Here is a 26,754-nt window from a genome sequence, read left to right as displayed (position 1 = left end):
CGCACCCACTCCTCCGGACAGGCTCTTCTCGATGTACGACGCCCTCATCATCGGTGGCGGCCCCGTGGGCGTCTTCGTCGCCTGCGAACTGAAGCTCGCGGGCGCGAACCCGCTGGTCATCGAACGCCTCCCCGGGATCGACCAGTGGGACAAGGCGCACGGCCTCACCGGCCAGGTGGTCCGTCTGCTCGACCACCGAGGCCTCTTCGAGCGTTGCGCAGGGGCAGCTGAGCCGTGTCCGGCTCCGAGCTTCTTCTTCGGCGCACTTCCCTTGCCGTTGCACGTGCTCGGCGAGCGGAACCCGATGTACCTGCTGCACATCAACCAGCGCGACCTGGAGCGCGTCCTGAACGACCGCGCCGCCGAGCTGGGCGTCGAGATCTGCCGCGGCATCGACCTGCGGCCCTTCCGACAGCACGACGACCGTGTCGACATCACCGTCGTCGACACCACGACCGAGGTCGAGAGCACACTGTCGGGTCGGTACCTGATCGGGAGCGACGGGGCGCGGAGCACCGTCCGCAAGCAGTCCGGCATCGGCTTCCCGGGGAACACCGATCGCCACGTGGTGGACCGCACGGTACTGATCGCCCCGACGGACGACCTGATCGCAGCCGGCCCGGGAAGGGTGCGGGTCGCCGGACTCGGCGAGATCGCAGCAGCGTTCCACCGGACCGAGACCGGAGTCGCGACGATCGCGCTCCACGACCCGGAGCACCCGCTTGTCTACACCGCGGAGTGGGAGGACGAGCCCGAGGAGAGCTCGCCCGGCAACGGAGCGGCGATGACCCTGACCGAGATGGAGGACAGCCTGGAACGCGTCCTCGGCGTCCGCATCGCCCTCGCACCGCCCGCGGAGGGGAAGCCCACCTTGCTGCGTCGCCTGTCCGGCAGGAACACGCGTGTCGCCGACCGCTACCGCGACCGACGCGTGTTCCTGCTCGGCGACGCTGCCCACGTCCACTCAGCAGCAGGAGGCCCCGGCCTGAACCTCGCACTGCAGGACGCGGCGAACCTCGCGTGGAAGATCGCCGCCGACGTCGCCGGAACAGCTCCGGCAGGGTTGCTCGACACCTACGAGACGGAACGCCGACCGCTCGGGCAACGGGTCTTCATGCAGACGCAGGCGCAGACGGCGCTCATGGCTCCCGGGTCCGACGTCACCGTCCTCCGCGCCCTCTTCGCCGAGCTGCTCACCGACACGGGCACCGTGCGGCGCATCGCCGACCTGCTCGCAGGCGCAGACGTCCGCTACGAGATGGGTCCCACAGATCCGGACGGCCCCACCGGCTGGTTCGCCGCGTCCGCACAGCTCACCCTCGTCGACGGCACCCGTAGCCGCGTACCCGCGCTGCTCCACGCCGCACGTCCCGTCCTGATCGACGCCGACGGGAGCCTGCGCGACGCTGCAGCCCCGTGGACAGACCGTGTCGAGCACGTGGAACTCGCCCGCGGGAGCGGACTGTCCTCGATGCTGATCCGACCCGACGGGTTCGTGGCGTGGTCGCAGACCGACCCCACCGACGTCCGGGCAGCACTCCGGACCTGGTTCGGTGGACCCCGCGGGGCTGCCGTGAGCGCTACCACGACGAGCGGAGCCTAGAACGTGGACGTCACCGTCATCGACGCCGCGATCGTCTCGATCAGCGGTGCCGTCCTCTCGACGGCCTCGATCTGGAGCCTCGTCTCCGCATTCCTGGACCTCCGCGGAACGGAGCCACGGGCCGTCGCCGCACGCGTGCACACCATCACGGGATCCGTCATCGTGATCGCCGGCCTCGTGACGCACGTGCTGGGCTACTTCCCGGAAGCGTTCGTCCTGATCTACGCCGGAGGAGCATCCTCGATCGTCGCCGCAGCATCGGCAGCGACCTCCGGCGCGCAGCGCCGCATGCGCAACACGCTGCCCGCCGGGCTCGTGCTCATCGGCCTGGTCGTCCTCACGGTCGGACTCCTCGTCTGACGGAGCACCACAGCCAGACCAGGGCCGTCCGCAGGCAGAAGAAGACCCCCCCGGCGCGGGGGTCCTCTGTGGCGGTACCGGTGGATTCGAACCCATCGCCACGACCCCGGCACGGACACGAGGGCGCCCCCGAGCGCTGCGCCCGCGGGCATGTTGCTGCCGACTCGAACCTCCTGCAGCACCCCTCGGCCAGGTGGTGCGCTGCTCGTACAGCCGTCGGGCGGTCCGCATCTGATCCTCAGACAACCGCGGAAGTCGACCGCCGGTTCGCCAACGAATTCGCGTACGCGCGCGAGCCCCGTACGGGTGCGCTAGCGGCCAGATCGCGTACGAGCTCGGCCCAGCGACACACCTCCCGCCCCGCGACACGGGTCGATACCCACGGGTGCCGTTCGACGTGGCAGTACGGTCGGTGCATGGAGATGACGTTCCGCCCGCTGGACCCGACGCAGGCGAGGGACCGGGAGTCGTTGATCACGTTCCTGACCTCGAACCGGTTCCCGTTCCACGTCTCCAGTGCTCCGAGCCGCGAGTCGGTCGAACAGCGCATCTCCGACGGCGCGTATGCTGGCCCGGACCACGCGCTGCTCAGCGTCGGGATCGACGGTGTCGCCGAGGGTGTGGTCGTACTCGACGACCTCGACGATGACGCACCGCTGATCGACGTACGTCTTGCCGAACGGGCTCGGGGGCGGGGTCACGGCGCGCCGCTCCTGAGCGCCCTGGCGACGTACGTCTTCGCGTCGTTCCCGGAGGTCGACCGGATCGAAGCGCAGACCCGGGACGACAACGTCGCGATGCGTCGCATCCTCGTGCGCAACGGGTGGGTGAAGGAAGCGCACTACCGGCGGACCTGGCCCGTGGACGAGGGCGAGGCTCGGGACTCGGTCGCGTACGCCATCCTGCGCGACGACCACCGGACCGGGCGGGTGACGCCCTTCCTCAACGAGGAGACGCCCGCGAGCTGAACGCTGCGTCGAGCGTCCGGACCAGGAGGTCCGCTGCCGCGAGCGCCGATCGGTGGGCGCCTTCGCCCTCACCGATCAGCTCGACGACGTCGACGCCGACGATCCGTCGCCGCGACACGAGGGCGCTGATGAGGTCGGTGAGTTCGAGATGCGAGAACCCCCCGGGAACCGGGGTACCCGTGCTCGGCATGAAGGCGGGATCCAGGACGTCGACGTCGATGGTCACGTGCCAGGCGAGGTGAGCAGGAACGCTGTCCAGGAGCTCGTCGAGATCGGCGGCGAGCGCCGAACGCCCGCCCCAGACGACGGTCTTCGACGAGTCGGCCTGGGGGTCGTCGTCGATTCGTTGACGGATCCCGAACTGTGCGATCCGCTCCACGCGTGCTTCTCCAGCGACCCAACTCATGACGTTGCCGTGGTGCAGTGACGAACGCCAGTCTCCGTGCGCCGGTCGGAAGTAGTCGGTGTGCGCATCGAAGTGCAGGAGGCCGAGTCCGCCGTCGACCGCGGACAGGAGCCCGCGCACGACTGCGTGTGTGATCGAGTGGTCCCCTCCGAGGACGACGGGGACCTTCCGTGCACTCGCGATCGCTTCCACGGCCCCCGCGAGTCGATCGAGCACCGGGCCGTTGCGCATCTGGACGACATCCCCGAGGTTCCCGATGTCAGCCATGCGGACGCCGTCCAGGATCCGACGGCCGACGGCCGGGTCCCACATCCCGCGATCCGAGTTCGGCGCGTAGATGCTCGCAGCGACCCGGCGGATGGCATCTGGTCCCGTCTTCGACCCACTCCGCGCGGATGCACCGGCGTCGTACTCGATCCCGACCGCGACGATGTCGAGTGCGGGATCGGTCAGAGCCTTCGCGAGTGACGTCACCGGAGCCCCGAAGAGCCCTCGCTGCGTGCCCCCCGGATCTGCCGTGACAGCGTGAGAGCGGAGGATTCCTCCGGCGACCAGGGACTCGATCGCGCGCTCGGCAGCGTCGCGTGCCGTGTCCGGGACCGTGCTGAGCACCGCCTTCGCCGACGTCGGTACGGCGAACCGCGCCAGGAGCGCCTGCGCACTCCGACCCAGTCGCAGCTCGGTGCCTGCCTCGGGTGACCAGAGCGTCACCGTTCCACCGCCTTCTGCCGGCCTCGCGACGAAGCTCTGGTCGACGGCGAGGACGTCATCGGTGTCGGTGTTCATCGGCGCTCGTTCTCCACTCGTTCCGTCCACTGCTGGTGCAGCTCGGCGAATTGACCTCCCGCGGCGAGGAGTTCCGCGGGTGGCCCGACCTCGACGATCCGTCCGTGCTCGACCGTGATGACTCGGTCCGCGTCGAGCGCAGCGCTCATCCGGTGGGCGATGGTCACAACCGTCCGTCCCTGCAACACCCCGGCCATGTCCTGCTCCAGCTGCCGGGCATCACCGTCCGAGAGGTGCGACGTCGATTCGTCGAGGACGACCAGGTCGGGGTCCCTGAGCACGACGCGCGCCATGGCGATGCGTTGCAGGTGGACGAGGTCGACGGATTCGGCGTCGATCTCGTCGTCGAGGGCCGACGCATCCAGGGACGCTCCTGCGACTGCGAGGGCGGAGAGCAGCATGACGTCCGTCGCTGACCCTGCTGCGAGGAGGAGGTTGTCGCGGACCGTGCCCGTGAAGACGTGGGGATCCTGACTCACCAACATCCGCACCGGGTGGCGCTCGCCGTCACCGACCACCTCTATATGCCCTGCGTCCGGTTCGAGTGCTCCGGCGAGCAGCAGGCCCAACGTCGTCTTTCCTGCCCCAGAGGGCCCGAAGACGGTCAGGTGCTCGCCGGGACCGATCACGAGGTCGACGTCCGAAACCGCGGGGTCGTCCCCGTCGCCGTAGGAGAACCGGACGCGGTCGCAGCGGATCGTGCATCCACTGCGCGCCGCGGGGCGCTCAGCGGGCGGGGAGGTCCGGCGAGGTGCTGTCGGACGGGAGACTCCCGCCATACGGCGGAAGGCGGCCCAGGCGAGCTGCAGCTGGTCGGACCAGTACAACAGGTCGTCCAGCGGGTCCACGATCAATTGGACGTTGAGGGCGATCGCCACCACGGTGCCGATGGTCACCTGCCCTTCGAGCGCGAGCCATCCGCCCCATGCCGCAACGACAGCGAACGGGAGGTAGTAGCCGAGCTGGACGACGGGGAACCACCGGGACTGCAGGCCGAGGGTGGCTCGCTCGGCTGCTCTGACGGAGCTCGCTCGGGCTTCGACACGACGGAGGAGGCGGTCCCCGGTGCCGAGTTGCCGAAGCGTCCGCGACGCAGTCGCGGTCTCCAGGACGCTCCCGTTGAACCGGGCGTGACTGCGCAACTCGGTCTCGTACGCCGACTGTGATCTGCGGACGTACCACCGTGTGGAGAGCACGAGCACGGGCAGCCCGACGAGCGAAGCAAGTGCGACCCGCCAGTCGAGCAAGAACGACGCCGTCGTGGTGAACAGGACGGTGAAGAGTCCCACCAGCACCTCGGGGAGGCCGATGCGGACGCCCTCGGACACTGCGTCCACGTCGTTCGAGGTCCTCGCGAGGACTTCTCCTCGTTCTGCGCGTTCCGTCACGCGGAGCGGGAGCCGGACGACGCCCTCGACCACCTCGTCCCGGAGTTGCGCGAACACGTCCTCGCCGAACCTCCACGAGGCACCCTGGGAGGCGACGCCGAGCGCGGTCCTGATCACGAGGACACCGCAGAGCACGAGGAACAACGTCGTGATGTTCGACCAGGAGCCCGCCGACGTGACGTCGTCGATGAGCCGGCCGAACAGCACGGGCGCCAGGACCGAAGCACCCACCGCGAGCGTGTGCCAGCCGATCATGCGGGCGAGGCGTCCTCGGTGACTGCCGATGACACGGCGTACCGACCGCCACGTGTCCGAGGGGCTGGCGACCAACAGGGGGCTGTTCACGATCGGTGCTCCTGCTCGATCAGTGCCACGGATCCCTGTTCCACGCGCCACGAGCCGTCGCTGTCCGAGGACGGCGTGCTGACCGTGACGACACGGTCGGCGACTCCGAAGGCAACGGGCGTCTGCGTACACACGACCGTCGTTCGGCCGGCTCGGTGTCGGGCGAGACGATCCACCACACGGTGCTCCGTCACGAGGTCGAGTGATCGTGTGGGCTCGACCAACACGAGGATCTCGCTATCGACGGCGAGCGCCTGTGCGAGGAGGAGGCGGCGCACCTGTCCTCCGGAGAGGTCTCGACCGCCCTCGCTGATCTCCCGTTCGAGATCGGACCCCACGAATTCGTCCGCGGCCGCTGCCCGGAGCACAGCACGCGCGTGGTCGTCGTCCTGGGCGCCGATGATCTCCCGCACGCTCCCCGAGACGAGTCGCGCGTCGGAGTCGAGCAAGACGGCGTGCCGCCTCGCCGCGCGCTCGTCCCACACAGCCCAGGTCGTCTTGCCCACCGAGACGGACGGCACGTCTTCGTCCCCGACGAGGCGAGCCGCGAGCGAGCGCAGCGCCGCCGGTCGTCCGCCGGTGACGACGACGAACTCGCCCGGGTGGACGACGAGCCCGGAGGCCTCGTCGAGGAGCATGCCCTCGGGGGTGCCGTCTCGGCCTGACCGGGGAGCCGTTCCCGCATCCAGCAGGGCTCGCTCGCGCCGGACTGCCACCGCAACGGCGGGGATCTCGTTCCAGGCCGCGACGAAGGAGCCGACCGGCCCGACGAGGAACACTCCGAGCCCGTAGTAGGTGACGAGATCGCCCGCCGATTGCTCCCCGGTCCGGAACTGCCAGAGAGCGATGCCGAGGATCACGAGGACGAATGCGCTCGGGATTGCGACCTGCACGCCCGAGATGAGCGCACGTCGGCGAGCGACGCGCAGCCCGGCGGCTCGCATCGCGGCTGAGGCATCGTGGAAGCGCTGCAGGAATACGTCCTCAGCACCGATCCCCCGCAGGTCGCGCAGTCCGCTCGCAGCATCAGCCGCCAGCCCGGCGACGGCACCTGATCTGGCCCGGTGCTCCTCGAGGGGCTGTTCGAGCACGCCGACGAGTGCCGGGAGGAAGAGCGCGATGCACGACGCGCCCACGACGATGGCGCCGCCGATGATCCACGAGTTCGTGATCAGGTACACACTGATCGCCACGAAGGTGAGGGTCGAGACGACCAACGATCGCGTGACCCCGACGACGCCGGCGATGGTGTCCGTGTCGGTCTCGGCCGTCTCGACCGCGTCACCGAGCTGGATCTCCTCGCCGATGACGGACCGGTGTCGCACCAGGTGCGCGCCGACCTGCTGTTTGTGCGTGATCGCGACGTCGATCTCGGCGTTGCGTCCGACCGCGTGCGCGACCACCGAAGACGCGACGCGGGCGACCACGACCAGTGCGAGGACACCGGATGCGACGAGCACGATGTCGAAGCGTCCGCGTTCGATCCCGTTGACGACCTGGCCCAGTCCGATCGGGAGGCAGGCCTCCGCAAGGGTGCCGGCGAGCGCCAGCACGATGAGGACGACGAGAGCGCGTCGGTGGCCTCGCAGCAGACTGCTGATCACACGGAGGGTTGCCTTGGTTCTCATGTTCTGCTCACAACGCCAGCTCCACGGGCCGAGCCCCGGGGAAGGCCCTCCGGACGACGTCCATGGTCCGGAGCTCGTGCAGCTCCCGGAACAGTGCGATCACGTCGTTCATCGCCGGGCCGCGGCGTGCGCCCATCGCCACCTTCAGCAGGCAGCGGAGATCGCGCTTCGCCGGGATGATCGTCTCGTGCCGGTGGCCCCGGAAACCGAAGCTCGCTCCGAACTGGAGGTCGATGCCACGCCTGGTGATCTCCGTCCGGATGACCCCGAGCAGCAGGCGGTAGTCCTCGACGTCGTCTTCTTCGAGCCGGAGGACCGTGAACGGCGCAACCTTGACCGCCCCGGTCCTCCGTCCGGCCGATGTCGACGCTGTCGATGGATGGGCAACAGCGCTGAACAGTCCGGGTCCGCGCGCGAGTTCCCGAGCGAACGACGCGTTGTTCTCGGTGACGAGGGCGACGTGGGTCCGACGCCATGCCGAGTCGAGGAAGAACGAGTTCTCGAGGGCGATCGCAGATCGTGCGGGAAGTGCTGCACCCAGGACGGCCCGGGCGTTCACCAACATCTGCGGGTCGGTCGGCGCCAGGCGGACCGCGTCGTTGCGGTGGACGACGACCGCTCCGGCATTCGCCAGTTCCAGGCCCAACTGGTCGAGTTTGAGCGCCGAACGAGCCTCGATCACGGTTGCCGCGGCCGACTCGGCCATCGCGGCGAGGAACTGCCGCTTCGGCCACGCGCTCGGCGTCAGACTCGAGTCCACGACGATGGTCCGCGGACCACGGCCGGCGGTCCATTCCCTCGTCAGCGCTTCGAAGTCCACGGCATCGAGGCCCCAGTTGTAGCGCACCGGCTCGATCACCACCACGTCCGCCTTCGCCTCGACGAGCTCGTCGAGGGACGTGCAGTGCGTCCACGAGGCGAACGACGTCGAGAGGAGCTCCACGAGCATCGCCGTCTCGAAGTAGTCGCCGAGGACCGCCACACTCGGGAGCCTCCCGGACTCCGCGCGGAAGTCGTACGTGGCCACGTGGAGCGCGAGCCCGAGTGCAGCCATCCCGCTACTGCACACGACGCCGGATACGGTCCAGCCGACGAACGCGGTCTCGCCGTCGAGGAGCTTCGCATCCAGCGACGTGCTCGGTGCGCTCCGCTCGTAGCCGTAGGGGACGTCCGTGGCTGCGCCAGCGCCGGACGGCGGGCTCGCGAACCGGTCTACCACAGCCTGGTCCGCCTGCTCTCGGAGGACACGACGGACTTCGAGGAACCGCTCGTGCAGGAAGCGCTCTCGATCACGATCGTCGCCGTGGTCTGCACCCGCGCCGAGGACGTCCGAGATCCGTCGCAGTCGAGACGGTTCGATCTCCAGGTTCTCGTCGAGCACGCGTTGGAGCAACCCGTGCTCGAGTTCCAGCGCTGCCGTCGTGCCCGTCATCGCGCGGGGCCGACCGGTCCGGCGACCGTCGCGACCGTCCCGTCGTCGACGAGGTGTTCCTGCAAGGTGCCGAGCAGGTTGAAGTCGCGCCGGTTCGTCATCGTGTAGGCACCGGCGTTCGTCAGGACGAGACGTTCACCGACCTCCATCGCGGCGACGTCGAGCAACGGCGGCTCGTTCCTCCCGGTCATGCCGAAGAAGTCGTTCTCGTACAGCGTGTTGCCTGCGACGAGCTGACGCTTCCGGGGCCGGCGGTCGGGCTCCTCGAGTGGAACGACGACCGGCAGGTGCCAGGGCGCGTAGTTCCAGGCGGACGTGTCGATCTGGAGCACATCAGCGGCGTACTCGGGGTGGTCGGTCTCGATGGACTGCACGGTGGCCAGGAGGTAGCCGTGCGGTCCGAGCACCGCAGCACCGGGCTCGAAACGGATCGCCATCGGGCGCCCGGTCCTCGCCCGCCAGTCCTCGAGCATCGCCTCAGCGACCTGGAGCGCGCGCCGAGCAGCCGCACGGTCAGCGTAGAAGTCGTAGAAGCCGCCGCCGAAGTCGATGAGCGCGACGGTCGGGATCGAATCGGCGACGGTCAGCGTGTAGCGGAGTTCCCAGAGGAACAGGCGCGGAGACAGCTGTCCGGTGTGCAGGTGCAGGCGGGTCACGGTGAGACGGTGCGCGCGGAGGACGCCGTGGACGGCAGGGTCCGTCGCCATCACCCCGAAACGGCTGTTCGAGCCGAACGAGTTCGGTGTGTCCAAGGAGTCCGGGATCGGCAGACGGAGGCGCAGTCCCACGTCGGACCCCGGTCGGCAGGCGCCGACGAACGCCAGCTGGTCGACGGACGTCGCGTCGAGGACGGCTCCGTTGTCGGCGAGGACCTGGAGTGCGCCCGCATCGGTGAAACTCGGTCCGGTTGCCGAGATCTCGGGGAACCCGACCTCGACGGCGAGTTCGACTTCGCGCGGCGAGGCGCAATCAGCCCCGAGGCCTGCCTCGGCCAGGTGGCGGAGCACAGCAGGGGTGTGACAAGACTTCAGGGCGACGTTCAACCGAGCGTTGGTCAGGAGCGCCACGTCCTCGAGCATCCGAGCGAGCGAGCGCTTGAGGTTGTCGATGTCGTACACGAGGGCGGGCGTCGGGAGCGCACGCATCAGGTCGAAGATCGACCGGCTCGGTGGGGACACGATCGGTTCGAGGTCCACGGCAGGCTTTCGTGTGAGGAGGTCCACGGCAGGCTTTCGTGTGAGGAGGTCCACGGCAGGCTTTCGTGTGAGAAGGAGTGAACGCGGCTGAGCAGGACGTGGCGCACCGAATGGTCGGCACGCCACGTCCGATCCTCAGGAGATCTGGCGCGGGCGGCTACCGCCCAGCGTCGAGAACTCACTCGTGATCTCGATGACGTCCTGACGCTCGACGGTCATCGCTGCTTCCGCGGTGTCCGGGACGACGACGTCCCATGCGCCGAAGTCCTCGAGGGCGGACAGTGCGGATTCGAGCTCGTTCACGGCGGTCGGTGACATGGCGATTCTCCTTCTCGTAAGCGCGGAGGAACCCCTGTGAGCGGCCCCCCGCCGTCCGACCTGGTCCACCTCGGACCGGGTTACGGCGAACGTAGTGCCGGTGCTGAGAGCCCTGGAAGGCTCGCGTTGCCCTTGCCTGGAAACTGCCAGCTAACGGTCCCCAAGAAGGAGGACCGCGGGTCCGTCGCCGCTCGGCTGGGGCCGCGGCGGCAGCGCGGTCGGTACCCGATCAGGTCGTGAGGTGCTCGCGGTACCGCGCCGTGTCGGCCCGCGACGGTGCGGACGCCGCGCCCGGTCGCCGACACGCGGTCCACCCACGAGGAGCGGGCATCGCCCCCGGCCACCGAGCTGAGGAGTGCGCGCCGGCAGCAGGACCCGCGCGGCGACTCCGACAGCAGTCGTCACCCGGCGGTGTCGAGGGCCGCGCGCCACAGGTCGCCGAGTTCGTCCACGACGCCGGGGTGCGCGACGAGGAACGGTTCGCCGTCGGGCGGGAAGCCGTCCGCGACCGTCCCGGACCGGGTGACCACCACTCCCCCGGCCTCGTGCACGAGCAGCACCGCGGCACCGTGATCGACCGGCGAGAACGCCCCGACGCATCCGCCCACGCCGCGCCCGGCGGCCACCTGCGCGATCGTCAGCGTGCCCGACCCCTGGATCCGCAGCGTGCAGGACCGGTCCGCGAGGGCGTGCAGGAAGGCGTCCATGCCGGGCCAGGGCCGGTGCCCGTCGAGTTCGGTCCCGACGACCGTGCCGACCAGGGTGCGCGGCTCCCGGTCGAGCCGGAGCCGCCGGTCGCCGAGCACCGCACCCCGGCCGCGCTGGGCTTCGAGCACCTCCCCACGCCAGGGGTCCGCGACCACGCCGACGACCGGCTGACCGGCTCGCACCAGGCAGAGCGACAGCGCCGTCCACGGCAGACCGTTCGCCAGGTTCGTCGTGCCGTCCACGGGGTCGAGGTACCAGTGGTGACGATCACCGGGGCTGGTCCCGAACTCCTCGCCCGTGAAGCCGTGCAGGGGGAAGGCGGAACGGACGCGTCCGCGCACGAACTGCTCGACCCGTCGGTCCACGTCGGTGACGAGGTCTGCCGGGTGCGCCTTCGCGGCGACCTCGCCGACGGGGTGCGTCCGGGTGAGGACGACCACCTCGTCGGCGATCGAGCGGGCCAGCACTCGGGCTCCCTCGAGGACCCGGGCGTCCTCGACCGCGTCCTCGACGGCCGGTGGGACGGCGGTCTGGCCCGCCGAGCACGCCGCGCGCACCGCCGGCAGGTCGTTCGTGGTGATCGAGTCGACGCCGAGGGCAGCTGCCCAGGCCGCCGGCGCCGCCTCGTCGACCGTCCACACGGCCACCCGGAGCCCGAGTGCGTGGGCCGCCGTCACGACGTCCGGGGTGAGGAACGCCAGGTCCAGGTTCAGCGTCGACGGCGCGAGGTCGTCGAGGTCGTCGGCCGTGGGTCCGGCGAGTGACGCCCAGGCGAGCCAGACGTCGGCGTCGGGCAGCACCGAGCGGACCGCGGTCACGGCCGCTCGGGAACCGCACCAGGCGACCGCGGGCGGTGTTCCGTGGGCCGCCACCGTCCGCGCCGCGACGACCGCGTCCGCGACGCTCGTGACGTCCACGAGCAGGGTCGTGGTGCCCCCGCGCAGCAGGTCGAGCACCTCGTCGAGTCGCGGGACGCGGTCCCGGTCGTCCCCGAGCCGCGCGACGTCGCTCCACGGGAGTTCCTCGACCCGGCGCGGATCGCCCCACAGCCGGTCGAGCGTCTCGTCGTGCAGCAGCAGCGCGACCCCGTCGGCCGTGCGCCGGACGTCGACCTCGACGGTCTCCGCGCCGAGCGCCACCGCAGCCGCGACCGCCGGCAGGGTGTTCTCCCGCCGGACCCGCGGCGCACCGCGGTGTGCGACGAGCCGTGGCGGACGGACTCCGGGCCCCTCGATCGTGCCCGCGCGACGCTGCACACGCACCGCGCCCGACGCGCTCACCGGACCACCTCGGTGAGCAGCCCGTCGCGGTAGACCAGGACCTCGCCCAGTCGGACCCCGGTCTCGCTGCCGAGCGCGGGAGCGGGTCCGCTGACGTACGCGCGCAGTTCGGCATCGTCCGCTGCGAGCACGACCTCGGAGAAGTGACCGCGCACGAGCACCCGTGAGACGGTCGCCCGGAGCGGGGAGTCCGCGCAGAGCGTCACCTGCTCGGGACGGACGAGCACCGTGTCGTCGGCGCCGTGCCCTGCGGCCGTCCCGGCGAGGAACCGGCCGGTCACCGTGCTCGTCGCCCCGATGAAGCCCGCGACGAACAGCGTCGACGGACGCGCGTAGAGGGTCTCCGGCGTCGCGATCTGCTCGACGCGCCCCTCGTGCATGACCGCGATCCGGTCCGAGATGCTGAGCGCCTCGTCCTGGTCGTGCGTGACGATGACGGTCGTGATGCCCAGGCGCTGCTGGATGCGGCGGATCTCGTCGCGGACGCTCACCCTGAGCTTCGCGTCGAGGTTCGACAGCGGCTCGTCCAGGAGCAGCACGTCCGGCTCCTGGACCACCGCACGGGCGAGGGCGACGCGCTGCTGCTCACCACCGGAGATCGCGGTCGGCTTCGCGTGCGCGTGGTGCGTCAGCCCGACGAGCTCGAGTGCGACACGCACCCGCTCGGCCGTCTCGGCCTTCGGCACCCGCCGCGTCCGCAGCGGGAACGCCACGTTCTGCGTGACCGTCATGTGCGGCCAGAGCGCGTAGTTCTGGAACACCATGGCGCTCGGTCGGCGCTCCGGCCTGAGTCGGGTGACGTCCCGTCCCCCCATGGTCACGGAGCCCGCGTCGGCGTCGAGGAAGCCCGCGACCATCCGCAGCGTGGTCGTCTTGCCGCAGCCGGATGGTCCGAGCAGCGAGACGAGCTCGCCCGGCGCGACGTCGAGGTCGATACCGGCGACGACGGCACGTCCGCCGAGGGTCTTCCGCAGGCCGTGCACCGTCAGGCCGGTGGACGCGCTGCGGTCCTCCGCCGGGTCGGGGGAACCGGCCGGGAGGCGCGGGGCGCGGTCCGCGAGGAGGGGTGCGTCCGTCATGTGGTCGCCCTTCTGGGTGGTCGTGTCGGTCATCGGGTCGTGCGGGCCGGGTCGGTCACCGGATCTGGAAGCCGTCCGCGAGGCGGCCGCCCATGATGTGCTTCCGCGCCAGGGTCATCAGCAGGACGGACGGGATGCTCAGCGCGATCGCGAACACCGCCGAGACCTGGCGCGGCGAGTTGAGGACGAGCGAGTACATCTCGGTCGGCATCGTCATGTAGGTGGGGGCGCCGACGAGGTACGTGCCCTGCGCTTCGTCGAACGAGGCGAGGAAGGACATCACCACGGCGACGAGGATGCCCGGCCAGGCGATCGGCAGCGTGACGCGCAGGAACGTGCGCCAGCGGCCGGCGCCGGCGTCGCGCGCGGCCTCCTCGAGGGAGCGCGGGACGGCGGAGAACGCGGCGGCGGGCAACCACGTCATGAACACGACGCAGCCGAGGACGTGCACGATGAGGATCCCCGTCACGGTGTTCATCAGGTCGAGCGCGGTGAACATCGCGGACATCGTCACGAACAGGCCCATCTTCGGGAACGCGTTCGTCGCGAACAGCCCGACGAGCACCGCCCGCCGCCCCGGGAAGTCGATGCGGCTGATCGCCCACGCCGCCGGCAGGCACACCACGGCCGCGATGGCCACCGTGAGCGGGGCGAGGACGAGCGAGTTCTGCACCGCGACTGCGAGGCCCGGGTCGTCGAGGACCGTCGTCCACCAGTGCAGCGTCCACCCGTCCGGCAGCAGGTTCGGGTAGGTCCAGCTCGTCGCGAACGCGCGGGCCGCGAGCCACACGAGCGGACCGGCGATGAACACCGCGAGCACGAGGGCGGCCGCCCACACGAGCACGGTCCCGGTGGATCGGCGGATCATCGTGGTCCCTTCCCCAGCTCCCGCGCGTTCGCCCGCACGGTGGAGCGGATGTAGAAGACGCTCGCCGCGGCGGCGAAGGCGAACACGACGAACGCCATCGCGGTGGACTGCTGCGGGCGGTCGTACGCCTGGAAGTACTTCGCGATGTCGACACCGAGCATCGACGGGGCGTTCGGGCCGGTGAAGTACGGCACGGTGTACGAACCGAGCACCCCGATCACCGTGAACGTGGTCGCGACCACGAGCGGTGTCGACGCCATCGGCAGCAGCACCCGCCACACCACCCGCCACGTCCCCGCGCCGGCGTCCCGGGCCGCGTCGACGAGCGCGTCCGGCACGCCCTGCAGCGCACCCGCGATCATCAGCACCGCGAACGGCAGGCTCGTCCAGACGCTGCCGAAGACGACCGCGACGAGGGTGTACCCCCACACCGGCAGGTCGAGCCCGACCTGCGCGCCGAGGCTCCGGACGAACCCCTGGCCGTCCGTGAAGGTCAGCACCGACCAGCTCGCGATGACGACCGGTACGAAGATCGGCACGACCGACAGGACGCTGAGGGCCGATCCGACCACACCGCCACGGAGCCGGAGCGCGACCGCGACGACGACCGCGAGCGCCACGGTCAGGCCGGTCGACAGCGCGGTCACGCCGAGCGTGGCCACCAGGTCGCGGCGGAAGACCGGGTCGCCGAGCAGCGCCCCGTAGACCGCGAACGAGAAGCCGTGCACGGTGTCCTGCCCGATGTCCGCGAGCGCCTGGTTGAGGCCGCCGGTCGACCCCAGGGAGAACAGCCCGGCGTTCACCACGGGGACGCCGACGAAGAGCACGACGACGAGCACGGGAGCGGCGACGAGCGCGAGCCCGGTCCAGGCGCTACGCCGGCGTCGGCGGCGCTCGTCCGAGGACCTGCCGACCTGCGGACGCGCGGTCCGCGGCGTGCCGGTGCGGCCTGCCGGAGCCGGCGACGTGGCGGACGGGACGGCCGTGGCGGAGCCGCCACGGGCCTCCCGGTCGGTCACCTGCGTCACTGCGGGACCTTCGCGTCCCACGCCGCGTTCACGTCGGCGGCGAACTGGCTCTGGAACCCGAGGCGCAACGTCGACGGGTCAGCGTCCGCGAACTGCTGGGCGACCGACTTCGGCAGCGAGTCGAGCGGGACCACCGGGTACCCGGAGACGGCGCTCGCGACGAGCTGCTGCCCCGTCGACGACAGGACGAAGTCGGCGAGTTCCTCCGCGGCCTGCTTCTTCGCCTCCGGCTCGGTCTTCGGGATGCCGAGGAAGCTCGCGCTCCCCGTGAACGACGGGTCGGAGATCTGGGTGAAGGCGACGTCCTTGCCGATCGTGCCGGCCTTCTGCGCGGTGATGAACTGGTCGCTCCACACCGGTGCCATGGCGATCTGTCCCGAGCCGAGGAGCTGCAGGACCTGGTCGTTGCCGTTCGGGTACACGCCCTTCTGGTACATCGACGGGCCGAGGTCCTTCAGTGTCCGGAAGCCCTCGTCCCACTTCGACTCGAGCGACTTGTCGTACGAGGTCTGCATCGTCGCCTGCTCCGACCTCGACAGGTACTTCGCCAGCACCGTCATGACGAACGCACCGCCCGAACCGCCCGACGCCGGCGAGTTGTACGCGAACTCCCCCGGGTGCTGCTCGATCCAGGCGAGCAGGGCGTCCAGGGTCTTCGGCGGGTCGGCGACCTTCTTCGTGTCGTAGGCGAGCAGGACGCTCGATGCCCGGTACGGGATCGCGGCGTCGCCGCCCTGGCGCTTCGTCGCCCCGGGGACGTTCCCCAGGTTCGGGATCGCGCTGGCGTCGACCGTGGCGAGGAGCCCGGCCTTGCCGACGGTGGCGACCCAGCCGGCGTCCACCAGGTCGTACGCCACGGTCCTGCCCGCCTTGACCGCGGTCGTCAGGTTCGCCTGGGTCTGGGCGTCGTGCTGCCCGTGCAGGTCGATGCTCGTCGAGAGATGGACGTCCGGGTGGGCCTTCTCGAACGCGGGGATGAGCGAGCCGTCCCAGAGGGCCTGGACGTTGGTGTCGCCGCTGATGAACACGGTGAGGTTCGTGGTGCCCGTGCTCGCGTCGTCGCTCGAGGCGTTCGCGCTCTGGACGCAGCCGGACAGGACGACGGCGGCGGTTGCCGCGATCGCGATGCCGACGAGTGCTCTGGTCTTCACGTCGATTGTCTCCTGGTTCGTGGGGCCTGCCGAGAAGGACGGGGCTGCACGGCCGGATCCCGATGTGGGAACGTTCCCGCGCCGTGGTCGAGTGTGATCACACCGGGTGAACGCGCGGTACTCGTCCGATCACGACCGGGTGAACGAGAGCGTGCGGATCGTTCAGCCTCGAGGGTGTCCGGGCGAGGACCCGGGTCGCCGGCGCACGGCGAGCCCGCATCCGACCCGCGAGCGCCCGGCCTGCGCGCACGGTCTGTGCGCTCGGTCTGCGCGCCCGACCTGCGCGCACGGCCCGCGCCCACGGCCTGCGCGCACGGCCCGCGCGCCCGGTCTGCGCGCCCGGTCTGCGCGCCCGGCCTGCGCGCCCGGCCTGCGAAGATGACGGCGTGCGCATCCACACGCAGACCAGCTCCACCTCCCGTCACGCCGTCCCCCGCCCGGTGTGCCGGTGACCGCCGACGCCGCACGACGACCGCGGGGACGGGGCCAGCAGCCGACGATCGTCGACGTGGCGGCACACGCCGGCGTCTCGAAGTCCGCGGTCTCCCGCGTGCTCTCCGGTTCCGGCCGGTTCTCCGACCAGACCCGCGACCGCGTCGAGCGCGCGGTCGCGGAGCTCGGGTACGTGGCGAACGCGATGGCCCGCGGCCTCGTCAGCGGTCGGACGCACACGATCGGCATGCTCGTCCGCGATGCGTCGTCGATGGTCTACGCCGCCCTGCACGCCGTGATGGAGCGTCGCGCGTCCGAGCTCGGCTACCGGATGGTGACGACGACCGGCGTCGGCAGGGTCGAGGACGAGAAGGCAGCGCTCGCCGCCCTCGTCTCGATGCGCGTCGACGGGCTGGTCGTCTGCAGCGGTCTGATGCCCGCGACGGAGATCGCCGAGTTCGCGCCCCGCCTCGCGACCGTCGTGGCGGGCCGTCCGGAACTCCACCCGGCGTTGTCGAGCGTGTACTGCGACGAGGTCGGAGGCGGCTCGGACATCGCCGACGTCGTGGTCGATGCCGGGCACCGGACCGTCGTCGTGCTGACCGTGCCCGTCGGGGACGCACTGACCCAGCACGCCAGGACCGCGGCGATGCTCGATCGGGTCGCCGCACGCGGCCGCACGGCGATCGCCGTCGGCGCAGGCTTCGCCCGGACGCCGGACGAGATCGCGGGGGACGTCGTCCACGCGGTGCGCGGATCCGGCGCGACCGTCGTGATGTGCCCCACCGACCGGCTCCTGCTCGACCTCTGCGACGCCCTCGCCCGACGGGGGATCAGCGTGCCGGAGGACCTCTCGGTGACCGGGTTCGACGGGGTGTTCCCGCTCTCGGCGGACTGGATCGGTCTCACGACGCTGCGACAGCCCGTGGAGCAGATCGGGCAGCAGGCCATCGAACTCGTCGTCGGGCACATCGACGACCCGGACCGGCCGGTCGAGCACCGCTCCCTCCGCGGCACCGTCCTGCCCGGTCGCACGCTCCGCCGCCGCGGCTGAGCACCGCGCGGGTCGACACGCAGCGCGGCGGACGACCCCGGTGCAGCCCATCCGACGTCAGACCCAGTGCGGTTGCGCGAACACCCCGTCCGGGTCGGCCAGTTCGGCGATGCGGTGCAGGCGGGAGGTGTTCACGTCGAAGTACGCGGACGGGTCGGTGATCGCCGCGTCGCAGTAGTTCGCGTAGGCGGCGTTGCCCCACGCGGGGCGCATCGCCGACCGGAACCCCCGCACGTACCGGTCGAACGGTGCCGGGTCGGTGCCGTCGGCGAAGACCGCCGTGTACTGCACCGTGCACAGCGCGGACCGCCACGGGAACGGGGTGTCGGTCCGTCCGATGTCGGACACCGCGCCGCCGAGGGCGTCGAGGGAGACACCGCCCTCGACCATGCCGGCCACCGATCCGGCTCGCTCGGCCTGCTGCACCAGGACCGCGATCTGCGCAGCGGTGAGCGCGGCGGTGCCGATCGACGACGTCGCCGCCTCGGACACCCGCACGGGCTTGCCGGCGAGCCGCCGCATCGCCTCGCCGTACGTCGTCTCGTCCGCGGTGTGCTGTGTCGGGGTCACACCGGTCGCGGCGATGAACCCGTCGACGGAGGCGTCCGCTCCGGACTCCGGCCCGGTCCACACGCCGGAGACCGCGACCGACGGCCCTCCGGTGTGCCGCGCACCGCCCAGGAGCTTCAGCGTCGACCACAACCGCCGGTCCGCCGTCGGCGCCCAGTCCTGCCACGCGCGCACGACCGCAGCTGCGGCGGACCACGGGAAGGTGATCCGGAACAGCAGGACGGGAGGCGCGGGCTGGGTCCGGAAGGTCAGTGACGTGACGACGCCGGCCGTGCCTCCACCGCCACCGCGGCACGCCCAGAACAGGTCCGGTTCACGGGTCGCGGAGACCTCGTGCACGGTCCCGTCCGCCGTGACGATGGTGGCCCCGGTGAGCTGGTCCGAGGTCAGACCGAACGAGCGGACCAGCACGCCGACACCGCCGCCGAGGGTCAGGCCGCCGATGCCCACGGTCGGACAGGACCCCGCCCCGATGGCCCGACCGGCCCGGTCGAGGGTGGCGTAGACGTCGGCGAGTCGCGCGCCGGGGCCGATCGTGACCGACTCACCGGACACCCGGACGTCGTCGAGCCCCGCGGTGCTGATGACGAGCGAGCGTGGGACCTCCGTCCCTGCGGCGCCACCGGCCGACCACCCGGTGTACGAGTGCCCGCCGGACCGCAGCGCGACCGGGGTGTGCGTGTTCCGCGCGAAGGCGAGCCCGGCGACGACGTCGTCGGTGTCCGCGACACGGAGGATCCCGCGAGGGTCCGCGTCGTCGAACCGTGGGTTCTCCAGCACCCGTGCCGCATCCCAGCCGCGGACGCCGGGCCGGAGCAGCGCCCCGGTGGTCGCCGCGGCCAGGGCGTCCCAGCTGTCCGGGCCGGCACCCGTCACAGGTGCACTGCTCCCCGGCGTCGCCGAGCCGCTCTCCCCGGGGGTCCGCGTCGGGGACGGCGTCGGCGCTGGTGTCCCGCCGCTGCACGCTGCGAGGATCCCGGCGAGGCCGATTCCCACGCCGCCGGCGATGAGTCCCCTGCGTGTGGTCGAGTTGGCCATTCGTTCCCCTCACCGCCTGCCGAGCGCAGGTGTCGCGAGCGACGGGGCAGCGGTTCCCTCGTCGTCCTCCCGCGAAGCGTCCCAGGTTCCTGACCACGCTGCAGTTCCCCCGCGCTGATCTGTCTACTCGGAGCAAGCCCCGAGCGCATGGGCATCGGCGAGGGTCCCTGATCGACGCCTCGCTGACTCTCCCCTGGGACGGACACGGCCTCGTTGCCGAACATCGTCTACGCCTCGATGATGCTCGACCAGGAAGCAACGCCGCGCGGGGCCATGGCCGGCTGGGTGCAGCGAGTGCAGGGGTTCGCCGACGGGCTCGCCGGCGAGGTCGAACGATCGAAAGACCAGCGTCGGCGTTGCGCGCAGACATTCATGGAAGTCTCCAGCGCCCGCCCAGCGCCCGCGGCTCGGGCGCACCGAGGCCGCGTTGCCGGAGCGCCCAGTTGATGAGCGCGTGGTCAAGCATGAACAGTCGGTTGCCTTCGTCTCGCCCATCAGGTGAGATCCGTGACACGACCCATTCGACAGCCGAGATCCCGCCGTAGTGCTCCGAGGCCGTGAAGCAGCGCTCGACCTGCCCGATCTCGGCCAGGGCCGTCATCGCGTACGCGAACGGGTAGGGGCGGTTGGCACGTCCGGCAGGATCGCTCTCGAGGTAGCGGAACGCTCGGACCATCCGGTCGACCATCTCGTCGGTGACGAGGTCCCGTCGCCCGGTCATCAACGCGGTCTGCACGAGGTACGTGTAGGAGATCCCGGACAGGAAGTAGTCGGCTCCCGGATCGATGCGATGGTGCGATCCGAGCAGGTCCTCGATGAAGGCGTCGAGGTCCGGCGCAACCAGGGCGGTACGGCCTGCTCCGTGCGCGGCGAGCAGCAAGTAGAGCCCCATGTGCGTGCGCTCCTCGGTGCCGAGGCGACCGTACAGGGCCACCGCCTCGGCGAACCGGGCGTCGACGTCCCCGCGGTCCCACCCGGACACCGCGATGCTGTTGAGCATCGTGACGAGAGGGTAGATGCGCGGGAATGCGGGTGACATCGGGCTCGGGAACGAGGGTTCGACGCCGATCTCGTCGGCTCGGTCGAGGACCTCGAGGACCTCGGTCACGACCGGGGCCGCGCGCTCGGCGTGACCGAGCACGGAGACGGCCGACAGCAGGACCGAGCCGCCTCGACCCCGGAAGAACGGGGACGGCACACCAGCGATCAGGGTGAGCGCCTCCCCGATGTGGTCCCGGTCCTCGGTGACGAGTCGGTCGCCGAGCCCGAGGTGCCAGAAGGCGAGGAAGGCCGCGGAGGACGCGGACAACCGTTCGTAGTCGCCGTGGCGTCCGGCGTTCTCGTCGGCGATCCCGTCGGGACGGATGTCGTCCACCATCGCGAGCACCTCGTCGGCGACGTCCGCGTACCCGGGTGTCGGGCGGACGAGGGCGTCCGGGCCGACGACGAGGCGGGAGAGCCCGCACTTCGCCGCGGCCTCGATCGTGATGCAGCCGGCCATCAAGCGGTAGTAGGCGTTCTCCTCTGCCCGCCCGGCCTCGAGTGCCCGGGTGAACCCCGCGGCGAGGGTCCGGTCGTCGGCGGGGTCGCTCGGGTCGCAAGCGCGGAGCACGACGTCGGACAGCAGGTGCGCGAACGCCGTGTAGCCGGTCGCGGCGGGGACCCGCTGTCGCAGCAGGTCGAACGTCCGGCGGATGCGTGCCGCGTCCGCCGGGTCGTACTGCTGGGGACGCTGGCCGAGGCCGATGCCGCGGACGATCCTGCTCCACGGGGTGGCGATGAGACGCGACTCGATGCCGAGCGGTCCGAGCGTTGCGGACCGGTTTCGTGGCTCCAGGCCGGCGGTGGCGTTCATCGCGCGCCCTCCTCGTCCACGGACACGGACGCGGATGCAGGCGAGACCGACGCGGCCGACGCGACCGCGTCCGACGCGGCCGCCACCGGCGGCATCGGCACCCCGAGGAACTCGGTCCTCGTCCTCTCGAGCAGTTCCACGGCCGCGTTCAACCACTTGATCCCCTCCGCGTAGATCGCGACTGGCCGGCGCTGGCTCAGCGGCGAGTCGATGAGCGTGCCGTCGATCTCGGGCAGGAAGTGGAACGGCGGCATGGCGGTGAAGTGGGTGCCCATCGTGAACACGAACCGGACGAGCCACCACGGGTCGTCGGGGATGGTCGGGTCGCCGTGCTCGTCGAACCCGTGGACGGCACCCATCACCTGCGGGAAGTAGTCGGCCATGCCACGGTAGGCGCGCTCGTACGGGTTCCCCTCGTGGAACCGGACGTCGACGGTCGGACTGCCGTCCGCAGCGGTGGCGACCTCGAGGTCGAACTGCTCGTAGTGCATCTCGTCGTACCGGCCGATCGAGTTGTGCCACGGCTTGTTGTCGTACATCGGGTCGTCCCGCGTCGAGCCGCCGTCGCTCCGGAACCCGATCGCGCGGGGGTCGAGGAACATCACGCCGATCGTCTCCGGGGTGATCTCCGCCAGTGCCCGGTCGATCGCCGCCTGGTCGGCGCCGCCCTCGATGAGCGCCTGCGCGCGCCGGAGTGGTGCGGTGTCGGCGAGCTTGACGTTCTCGGTGTTCGTGTCGCCCATGACCAGCGCGTGGACCCGGGGTTCGAGCACGGCGAGCCAGTCCGGGCGCTCGCGCAGCGCGGCGAGCAGCGGACCGACGTTCCGGAGCCGCTGGCCGTCGACGACGATGTGGTCGCTGTCGAGCAGCCCGGGTCCGAAGGTCGACGGCGCGGTCCGCCGGCACAGCGCGAGGCGGTCCTCGATCTTCCGGAGGTACTGCTCCTCGACGGTGTCGCCAGGTGCGGGCACCCGCCCGACCGAGTGGACGTCACGGTGCAGCACCCCGATGATCGCCTCGTACACGCGGGCCACGACCTGGACCGGCGGGCTGGTCCGTTCGACCCACCGGCTCACCTCCTCACCGGGGACGTAGGTCATCTCGTAGATCACCTCGCGGAACGCGTCCGTGTCCGTTCGCAGGTGAGCGGGGACGGGCAGCTCGCGCGCCACGACGTCGCCGACCGACGGGAACACCCGGCTGAGCGTCGGCGGCAGGGCCTGCAGGTACTCGGCCTGCTTCTGCGCCTTCGCGAACGGCGGGAGCATCACACCGGTGCCGGAGGGGTCCCAGCTCACGGTGCTGAGCGCGTCGGACAGCACCTTCCGGACCCGGCGGCCCGGGGCGTCGTCGCGTTCGATGAACATCGTCATGGACTCGCTGCCACCGGCACCGAAGCCGACGACGGTCTCGCCGGGCTCGATGTACGCGTTCACCGTGCTGCTGAGGATCTTGCGGTGCTGTGCGTAGCGGAGGACCTGCTCGTGCTCGGCGGAGCGGGTCAGCGCGGCGCGCTCCTCGGCGTCGTCGAGCGCGGGGTTCTCGCCCCGTCGCCAGAGCTCGCCGGCACTCCGCACGGAGACGACGTCGGCGCGGTGCGGCACGGTGCGGACCCGCCAGGACGGGAGGGTCGACCCCAGCGAGACGACGAGGCACACGCCGTTCAGCTGGATGCGACGCTCGGGTGCGTCGAGCGCGCCGTCGACGATCACGGCCCGGGTCGCGTCGAGGAGTTCGCGCCGTGTCGTCAGCGGGATGCCGTCCGGTGAGAGCACCGGGGTGGTCGCGCCGACGAGTCGGTCGGCGAGGACGGCCAGGTCCGCCGCGAGCGCGTCCTGGTCGCGGCCCTCCGGGTCCCGGAGGGAGCGTGCGACGAGCGGGACGACGTCGGCCGCCGGGACAGCGCCCGAAACGGCGAGCGCGATCAACCAGCCCGGCCGGTCGCTGCCCGCGAGGTGGTGGTCGGTCTGAGCGAGGAGCGCGGGACGGAAGGTGCGGACCAGTTCGAAGAGCGCGACGCGGTGCGCGACGAGCGCGAGGGCTGCTGTGTTCCAGGGGCCGGTGGACGGCCGGGAGGCACGGCCCACCTCCGGAGCGGACGTCGCCACCGCGCGTACCAGGTCGGCGTGGACGCGTTCCGCGAGCGGTTGCGCGCGCACGAGCCGCCGGAGGGTACGCGTGAGGTCCTCGGGCCCGGTGTCGAGCGGGCGTTCGAAGTGGAACACGAGTGACTCCGCGTGCGACGGGCCGTCGAGGTGGCGGACCGAGGACCCACCGGCGGCGTCGAGCACCTCGAGTTCGGTCCGGGCGTGCCCGAGCCGATCCGCGTTCCCCGTCAGGCGCTTCTTGACCCGGGCGCGGAGCACGAGTTCACCGGCGGCGACGTCGATGTCGTTGCGGTGCGCGTGGGTGGCGCGGAAGACCTCGAGGAAGCGCCGGAGGCCCGCCAGCCCGTCGTTCCGCGGACGGTCGGCGACGCTGTCCATCGTGGAGCCGATGACCCGGCGGATCCAGCGGTCGTGCAAGTCTGAGCCGGCGGCGGTGCGGAAGAGGGTTCGAAGGAGGTCGAACTCCGCGGCGCCGGGTCGCCCACCGGCTTCGGAGAGACGCCGGACCGTGGCGCGCAGCTGTCCGGACAGGGTGATCGCGGCCAGGAGTTCCTCGGCGGGGCCACCGGTCCAGGCCGCGGCGGGGGTCTCGGCGGCGTTCTGCGCGAGGAGGTCGAGGGACTTCCCGCCGGGACCGATCTCGAGCACCATGTCGGCGTCGAGCGTCCGGATCCGGGCGACCGTGGCCTCCGAGTCCATCACCCGGTCGGTCATCGCGAGCACGGCGTCGCGGACGTCCTCGGCGGTGCGGAGCATCCCGTCCCGGTGGTTCGCGACCACGGGGACCCGGGGGGCGTGGAAGCGGATGTCCTGCTCCGTCATCCAGGAGGACAGCGCGTCCCGGACGACGTGCATGCGGCTCGCGTGGGCGAGGAACGTCGTCGGTTCCTTGCGCTGCTCCGCCTCGATGAAGGGGTGCTCCTCGAGCAGCCGATGGAAGCGGTCGGTGTAGCCCTCCCGGACGTACACGTTGACCTGGCGCCAGGAGTAGCGCTTGTGCACCTCGACGTCGGTGGTCGGGACCGCTGCGGCCAGGTGGTCGAGCAGGTCCGCGAGCTGGTCGGCATCCCCGGTCAGGGCGATGACGTGCGCCGGCTCCCGGACCGGGCGGGTCCCGGGCGCGAACCGGGGGAGGTGTCGGCGGAGGCCGGACAGGAACGCGTCGTCGGCCTCGGCGGGCGGGGCATCGACCTCGGACGCCAGGAGCATGAGCGGCGTGAACGCCTCGGCGATGCGCACCCCGTCGCGCAGTCCGAGCGAGCCGGCTGCCACCGCGGCGACGAGGATCCCGAAGCTCTCCCCTGTGACGGCGGCGAACTCCAGGTCCGTGTCCTGCGCGGCCGCGGACTCCTGGAGCTGCCGGTGGAGGGCGATCGACTGCGCGAGGAACGCCGCACCCACCCATCCCTGTCGACGGAGACGGTCCCGCGGTGGCTCGGCTGACGAGCGCACACCGTCGCCCGGTCGTGGGTCGTGCAACGCGGACCCGGCCTCGTCGAGCACGTCCCGGACCGCGGGGCTGGTCATGGTGAAGGGGTCGTGCTCGCGGAACGCCGACCGGCTCCCCAGGCCCGGGAAGAACCCCACGATGCGAGCGGTGTGCTCCGCGCGCGGGCCGGCTCCGGCGGTGGTGGTGACGGTCTCCGATGTCGTCTCGATGCCCATGTGCTGCCTCCCCTGGTCGACGCGAGGCGAGCGTGCCTCACGTGCAGTTGAACAAAACAGGCTGATCGGATTGTTTGCAAACTCGGTCGTCATCGTTCACTCGCTCGTTACGGGTTGGAAACACGGCACTTCCTGCGCCTGAACAGGCTGACAGCAATGCGACTTCCCTCGACACGTCCGCTTGACAAAACCGGCTGAAAGGCTTGTTAAATACATCCGACCCTGATTGGAAGGACCCTCAACATGCCCCTAGGACTGATCGCACTCGCGCTCGGCGGGTTCGGCATCGGCCTCACGGAGTTCGGCATCGTCGGGCTCCTGCCCGAGGTGGCTGCCGACACCGGCGTCACCGAGCCCGTGGCCGGCTACCTCGTGTCGGGCTACGCGCTCGGCGTGGCGCTGGGAGCCATCGCCCTCACCGCCCTCGTCTACCGACTCGAACGCCGGAAGGTCCTGCTCGGACTCATGGTCCTGTTCGTCCTCGGCAACCTGCTCTCCGCCATCGCACCCGACTACTCGGTCCTGCTCATCGGACGCGTCGTCGCGGCGCTGTGCCATGGGGCCTTCTTCGGCATCGGGGCGGTGGTCGCGGCCGACATGGTCGCCGAGGACAAGAAGGCCGGGGCGATCTCCCTCATGTTCGCCGGACTGACGGCCGCGAACGTGCTCGGTGTCCCGCTCGGGACGTTCCTCGGGCAGCAGCTGGGCTGGCGCTCGACCTTCTGGGCGATCACGGTCATCGGCGTCGTCGCGCTCATCGGCATCCGGCTGCTCGTCCCGGTGACCCCGGGGCCGAGTGGTTCGACGCTCCGAGCCGAGTTCTCGGTGTTCCGGCGTCCCCAGGTCTGGGTGTCAGCGATCGCCAGCGTCTTCGCGTTCGGCGCCGTCGTCGGTGCCTTCACCTACATCGCCTTCACCCTCACCGAGGTGACGGGCTTCAGCACCGGAGCCGTGCCCTGGCTGCTCGTCCTGTTCGGCGCCGGGACCTTCGTCGGCAACTTCGTGGGCGGCAAGCTCGCCGACCGCGCGTTGAACCCGGCACTCATCTCGATCCTCCTCGTCCTCGCGGTCGTCCTCGTGGTGTTCGCGCTCACCGCCGCGAACCCGATCGCCACGGTCGTGCTGCTGCTCCTGCTCGGCACGGTCGGGCTCTCGACGGCACCGGGCCTGCAGCTGCGCACCATGGCACACGCGGGCGACGCCCCGACGGTCGCCTCCGGTGCGAACATCGCGGCGTTCAACGTGGGCAACGCGATCGGTGCGTGGCTCGGCGGCGTCACCATCGCGGCGGGCCTCGGCTTCACGTCGCCGCTCTGGGCAGGCGCCGCGCTCGCGGGCGTGGGTGCGCTCGTCCTCGTCGGCGGCTCGCTCCGACGCCGGAGCACCGCGCCGGCGACGACCGCCCCCGTGCCCGTCGTGCAGTGAGCCCCGCGCTCCTGCGCTGACCACACCCAGCAACGGCGCTGCCCCGGTCATCCCGGAGCAGCG

Annotated in this window: 19 protein-coding genes; 5 read left to right on the top strand and 14 right to left on the bottom strand. The window is 71.1% G+C overall.

The features are described 5' to 3' along the window. The first annotated feature begins 31 nt into the window (after positions 1–31). The 3 genes from QOL15_RS01590 (at position 32) to QOL15_RS01580 (ending at position 2,931) form a co-directional block, all read left to right on the top strand. Positions 32–1,603 carry an FAD-dependent monooxygenase gene (locus QOL15_RS01590; protein ID WP_071246591.1) on the top strand — a complete coding sequence of 524 codons (1,572 nt, stop codon included), beginning with the start codon at positions 32–34 and terminating at the stop codon, positions 1,601–1,603. 3 nt (positions 1,604–1,606) lie between these two features. Beyond that, positions 1,607–1,963 carry a hypothetical protein gene (locus QOL15_RS01585; RefSeq protein ID WP_071246593.1) on the top strand — a complete coding sequence of 119 codons (357 nt, stop codon included), beginning with the start codon at positions 1,607–1,609 and terminating at the stop codon, positions 1,961–1,963. Positions 1,964–2,379: 416 nt separating this feature from the next. Continuing rightward, complete coding sequence (locus QOL15_RS01580) at positions 2,380–2,931, top strand: GNAT family N-acetyltransferase (RefSeq protein WP_065961162.1); 552 nt, start codon at positions 2,380–2,382, stop codon at positions 2,929–2,931. Here the strand turns inward: QOL15_RS01580 and QOL15_RS01575 are convergent. The 11 genes from QOL15_RS01575 to QOL15_RS01525 all read right to left on the bottom strand — a co-directional run bounded on the left by QOL15_RS01575 (position 2,906) and on the right by QOL15_RS01525 (position 16,544). After that, the gene (locus QOL15_RS01575) at positions 2,906–4,123 is read right to left on the bottom strand and encodes an arginase family protein (protein WP_071246595.1); all 1,218 of its coding nucleotides are present in this window, start codon (positions 4,121–4,123) and stop codon (positions 2,906–2,908) included. The two genes, QOL15_RS01580 and QOL15_RS01575, sit on opposite strands and share 26 nt — an antisense overlap. Then, positions 4,120–5,766 carry an ABC transporter ATP-binding protein gene (locus QOL15_RS01570; RefSeq protein ID WP_083393927.1) on the bottom strand — a complete coding sequence of 549 codons (1,647 nt, stop codon included), beginning with the start codon at positions 5,764–5,766 and terminating at the stop codon, positions 4,120–4,122. The genes QOL15_RS01575 and QOL15_RS01570 overlap by 4 nt, the downstream gene beginning before the upstream one ends. 86 nt (positions 5,767–5,852) lie before the next feature. After that, positions 5,853–7,484, bottom strand: coding sequence for an ABC transporter ATP-binding protein (locus tag QOL15_RS01565; RefSeq protein WP_083230120.1), 1,632 nt, complete (start codon positions 7,482–7,484; stop codon positions 5,853–5,855). Between the two features lie 7 nt (positions 7,485–7,491). Continuing rightward, positions 7,492–8,916, bottom strand: a complete 1,425-nt coding sequence (locus QOL15_RS01560; protein ID WP_065961155.1) for a hypothetical protein — start codon at positions 8,914–8,916, stop codon at positions 7,492–7,494. Continuing rightward, entirely contained in the window at positions 8,913–10,112 is a 1,200-nt protein-coding gene (locus tag QOL15_RS01555; protein WP_065961153.1) for a hypothetical protein, read from the bottom strand. Before QOL15_RS01555 ends, QOL15_RS01560 begins: the two co-directional genes overlap by 4 nt. A 135-nt stretch (positions 10,113–10,247) precedes the next feature. Further along, positions 10,248–10,430: a hypothetical protein gene (locus tag QOL15_RS01550; RefSeq protein ID WP_065961152.1), complete on the bottom strand. Its 183-nt coding sequence runs from the start codon at positions 10,428–10,430 to the stop codon at positions 10,248–10,250. 401 nt (positions 10,431–10,831) lie between these two features. Continuing rightward, positions 10,832–12,418 carry an inositol monophosphatase family protein gene (locus tag QOL15_RS01545; protein WP_083393928.1) on the bottom strand — a complete coding sequence of 529 codons (1,587 nt, stop codon included), beginning with the start codon at positions 12,416–12,418 and terminating at the stop codon, positions 10,832–10,834. Next, entirely contained in the window at positions 12,415–13,530 is a 1,116-nt protein-coding gene (locus QOL15_RS01540; protein ID WP_083393929.1) for an ABC transporter ATP-binding protein, read from the bottom strand. Before QOL15_RS01540 ends, QOL15_RS01545 begins: the two co-directional genes overlap by 4 nt. A 22-nt stretch (positions 13,531–13,552) precedes the next feature. Next, a complete protein-coding gene (locus tag QOL15_RS01535; protein WP_071246597.1) occupies positions 13,553–14,365 on the bottom strand; it encodes an ABC transporter permease in 813 nt (270 codons plus the stop codon). After that, positions 14,362–15,393 (bottom strand): ABC transporter permease, encoded by a 1,032-nt coding sequence (locus QOL15_RS01530; RefSeq protein ID WP_254784096.1) that lies wholly within the window; start codon positions 15,391–15,393, stop codon positions 14,362–14,364. The genes QOL15_RS01535 and QOL15_RS01530 overlap by 4 nt, the downstream gene beginning before the upstream one ends. Further along, on the bottom strand, positions 15,390–16,544 hold the full coding sequence (locus tag QOL15_RS01525; protein WP_071246598.1) for an extracellular solute-binding protein: 1,155 nt from the start codon (positions 16,542–16,544) through the stop codon (positions 15,390–15,392). The genes QOL15_RS01530 and QOL15_RS01525 overlap by 4 nt, the downstream gene beginning before the upstream one ends. A 508-nt stretch (positions 16,545–17,052) precedes the next feature. On the opposite strand from QOL15_RS01525, the gene QOL15_RS01520 reads away from it, so the two are divergent. Beyond that, positions 17,053–18,030 carry a LacI family DNA-binding transcriptional regulator gene (locus QOL15_RS01520; RefSeq protein WP_175473822.1) on the top strand — a complete coding sequence of 326 codons (978 nt, stop codon included), beginning with the start codon at positions 17,053–17,055 and terminating at the stop codon, positions 18,028–18,030. A gap of 57 nt (positions 18,031–18,087) precedes the next feature. Here QOL15_RS01520 and QOL15_RS01515 read toward each other — a convergent pair whose 3' ends face one another. The 3 genes from QOL15_RS01515 to QOL15_RS01505 form a co-directional block, all read right to left on the bottom strand. After that, positions 18,088–19,476 carry an FAD-binding oxidoreductase gene (locus QOL15_RS01515; RefSeq protein WP_175473823.1) on the bottom strand — a complete coding sequence of 463 codons (1,389 nt, stop codon included), beginning with the start codon at positions 19,474–19,476 and terminating at the stop codon, positions 18,088–18,090. A gap of 532 nt (positions 19,477–20,008) precedes the next feature. Then, a complete protein-coding gene (locus QOL15_RS01510; RefSeq protein ID WP_217640988.1) occupies positions 20,009–21,493 on the bottom strand; it encodes a hypothetical protein in 1,485 nt (494 codons plus the stop codon). After that, positions 21,490–25,266: an ACP S-malonyltransferase gene (locus QOL15_RS01505; protein WP_071246603.1), complete on the bottom strand. Its 3,777-nt coding sequence runs from the start codon at positions 25,264–25,266 to the stop codon at positions 21,490–21,492. The genes QOL15_RS01510 and QOL15_RS01505 overlap by 4 nt, the downstream gene beginning before the upstream one ends. Before the next feature lie 243 nt (positions 25,267–25,509). On the opposite strand from QOL15_RS01505, the gene QOL15_RS01500 reads away from it, so the two are divergent. Beyond that, on the top strand, positions 25,510–26,691 hold the full coding sequence (locus QOL15_RS01500; protein ID WP_065961147.1) for an MFS transporter: 1,182 nt from the start codon (positions 25,510–25,512) through the stop codon (positions 26,689–26,691). The last annotated feature ends 63 nt before the right edge of the window (positions 26,692–26,754 follow it).

The organism is Curtobacterium sp. MCBA15_012 (assembly GCF_001864935.2).
Lineage (GTDB): Bacteria > Actinomycetota > Actinomycetes > Actinomycetales > Microbacteriaceae > Curtobacterium.
The sequence above is the reverse complement of the archived record's forward strand: the minus strand, read 5'-3'. Positions and strand labels throughout refer to the sequence as shown.

Bases quoted from the DNA above. Each gene is read 5' to 3' on its own strand.
- QOL15_RS01590 (WP_071246591.1), top strand. From the start codon at position 32: ATGTACGACGCCCTCATCATCGGTGGCGGCCCCGTGGGCGTCTTCGTC.
- QOL15_RS01580 (WP_065961162.1), top strand. From the start codon at position 2,380: ATGGAGATGACGTTCCGCCCGCTGGACCCGACGCAGGCGAGGGACCGG.
- QOL15_RS01575 (WP_071246595.1), bottom strand. From the start codon at position 4,123: ATGAACACCGACACCGATGACGTCCTCGCCGTCGACCAGAGCTTCGTC.
- QOL15_RS01570 (WP_083393927.1), bottom strand. From the start codon at position 5,766: ATGATCGGCTGGCACACGCTCGCGGTGGGTGCTTCGGTCCTGGCGCCC.
- QOL15_RS01565 (WP_083230120.1), bottom strand. From the start codon at position 7,484: ATGAGAACCAAGGCAACCCTCCGTGTGATCAGCAGTCTGCTGCGAGGC.
- QOL15_RS01560 (WP_065961155.1), bottom strand. From the start codon at position 8,916: ATGACGGGCACGACGGCAGCGCTGGAACTCGAGCACGGGTTGCTCCAA.
- QOL15_RS01550 (WP_065961152.1), bottom strand. From the start codon at position 10,430: ATGTCACCGACCGCCGTGAACGAGCTCGAATCCGCACTGTCCGCCCTC.
- QOL15_RS01540 (WP_083393929.1), bottom strand. From the start codon at position 13,530: ATGACCGACACGACCACCCAGAAGGGCGACCACATGACGGACGCACCC.
- QOL15_RS01535 (WP_071246597.1), bottom strand. From the start codon at position 14,365: ATGATCCGCCGATCCACCGGGACCGTGCTCGTGTGGGCGGCCGCCCTC.
- QOL15_RS01510 (WP_217640988.1), bottom strand. From the start codon at position 21,493: ATGAACGCCACCGCCGGCCTGGAGCCACGAAACCGGTCCGCAACGCTC.
- QOL15_RS01505 (WP_071246603.1), bottom strand. From the start codon at position 25,266: ATGGGCATCGAGACGACATCGGAGACCGTCACCACCACCGCCGGAGCC.
- QOL15_RS01500 (WP_065961147.1), top strand. From the start codon at position 25,510: ATGCCCCTAGGACTGATCGCACTCGCGCTCGGCGGGTTCGGCATCGGC.